General features: G+C 43.2%; 4 protein-coding genes. 3 read left to right on the top strand and 1 reads right to left on the bottom strand.

The window, feature by feature from the left end; all coding sequences use genetic code 11:
- Positions 1-69: 69 nt before the first annotated feature.
- Positions 70-303 (bottom strand): hypothetical protein, encoded by a 234-nt coding sequence (locus tag J5X92_RS20795; RefSeq protein ID WP_208806425.1) that lies wholly within the window; start codon positions 301-303, stop codon positions 70-72.
- A 216-nt stretch (positions 304-519) separates the two neighbouring features.
- Here J5X92_RS20795 and J5X92_RS20800 point away from each other — a divergent pair, with 216 nt between their 5' ends.
- The 3 genes from J5X92_RS20800 to J5X92_RS20810 form a co-directional block, all read left to right on the top strand.
- A complete protein-coding gene (locus tag J5X92_RS20800; RefSeq protein ID WP_208806426.1) occupies positions 520-912 on the top strand; it encodes a PadR family transcriptional regulator in 393 nt (130 codons plus the stop codon).
- 4 nt (positions 913-916) lie between these two features.
- On the top strand, positions 917-1,495 hold the full coding sequence (locus tag J5X92_RS20805) for a hypothetical protein (protein ID WP_208806427.1): 579 nt from the start codon (positions 917-919) through the stop codon (positions 1,493-1,495).
- On the top strand, positions 1,488-1,798 hold a 311-nt coding region (locus J5X92_RS20810; protein WP_208806428.1), incomplete at its 3' end, for a hypothetical protein. The genes J5X92_RS20805 and J5X92_RS20810, both read left to right, overlap by 8 nt.

Raw genomic sequence — 1,798 nt, forward strand, 5'->3', positions numbered from 1 at the left:
TCACGACTAAACCGGATCGTCAAACTGATCGTTTAGTTTCCGCCAACTGGTCAATAAATATTCACGATCTCACCCTGGATTAAATACCGTAATAATGTTGTCGGCATGTTGAATACGCGCTGCGCTTTGTTTATTAATTCGCTTACCCTGAGACGGCCACAGTCTTGCCAAGGGAGTATGAAGAATTAACACTTCATCACCAACGTCTTGCAATACATGCTCCGGATTATTTAGGCGTGGTGAGCGGAACATAAAAAAAGTAAACAGAAATATAAGCAATGCTACTAAATAGAGATATTCCATGTGGGCACATTTTCCTTTGGTGAATAAATCCAGATTACCCCCTAATTCCCCCAAATTAAATACAAACTAAACAACAAAGTAGATTAGCGTACTTCGCTAATTGATCAAAACCACCAAAACGCTCCGCTAAAAGAGAAAAGTGTATTTTGCTTAATCACTATGCTATAAATTATACTATGTATTACATAGTAATAAGCTTAACCTAGCTGGAAGGTCATGACAGAAGCTTCAAATCAAAGCGCGAAGTGGGATGCGCAACTTCGCAAAGGCACCTTAGAGTTGGCCATACTTGCCGCTGTCGCGGGCGAAGAAAAATACGGGCTGGCGATACTTAATTACCTGCATGGTTTTGAAACCATGGTGATTAGTGAAGGTACGCTTTACCCATTGCTCGATAGGCTGAAGCGCGAAGGGGTATTGAATGCGAAATGGCATCAAGAGGGTGAAGTACGCCCACGAAAATATTACTCGCTTACCGAAAGTGGTCTTGAACGGTTACATATTCTGCGCGCACGGTGGAAGCGTTCGGTAGTCGATATGGAATCGCTGCTAGCAGATTCAGCTAGCGGCGCAGACAACGTGACAGAAACTGGAAAAAGAAAAGGATAATGAAATGAGTGGAAGGGAACAAATTAGCAACTACCTGAAGAGCTTTAGTCGTTACTTGGCCTCGTTAAGTTCTGAAGATGCAGCAGAAGTCATTCAAGAAATTGAATCTCATATTTATGATGTTATCGATCAGCAGGAAATGGCAGGAAAAGAAGCCAATATTGAAAGCATCTTGGCTGGGCTTGGTGCGCCAAGAGTACTGGCCGAAAATTACGTGAGTCATATTCAACAAGGTACACCCCCACCAAAAGGGTTTCGGCCTTTAACGTCGGTCACCAAAGGCCTGTCTAAAACTTTGTATTGGGGCATGATGGCTTTTGGTTATGGTACGGGTTTGGCACTAATTGTATTGGCATTTGCAAACTTATTGCTGCCCAACGGCATTGCCTTTTGGGTAGAAGCTGAGGGAAATTCAGTTGCTATTGGCTTTTTAAGTAACCCTATATTGGCAAGTAGCGAGGCTACTATTACAGGTTTATGGATAACGCCGGTTGCCTTGGTAAGTGCCTACGCGATTAGCCTATTAACCTATCGCATTCTGGCTTTGCTTAAACGGTTTGCTGTTGGCTATCAGTATGCTTAAGCGCGCAGCGAAACGTATAGCGAAATCAGTCGGGCATTTTCTACTTGTTTCTTTTGTATTGGCTATTATTGGTGTGGGTGTCTTAATAAGCCAGCATGGCTCTATTGATATCGGAGACGCCCCATTGGCTTATAAAGTAGGCGGGGAAGGGCCCTTTGTATTTTTTAACGATGAAACACAGATAAGCACTGATGATACAGGCTCTGATAATGTAGGTGCTGATCTTCTAGGGCCTGTTGATCTTTGCTGCATATATTTCACTCAGCAGTACATGGGTAGCCACATCATCGAAAATGCCAGTGA

Source organism: Alteromonas sp. K632G, from assembly GCF_017653625.1.
Lineage (GTDB): Bacteria > Pseudomonadota > Gammaproteobacteria > Enterobacterales > Alteromonadaceae > Alteromonas > Alteromonas naphthalenivorans.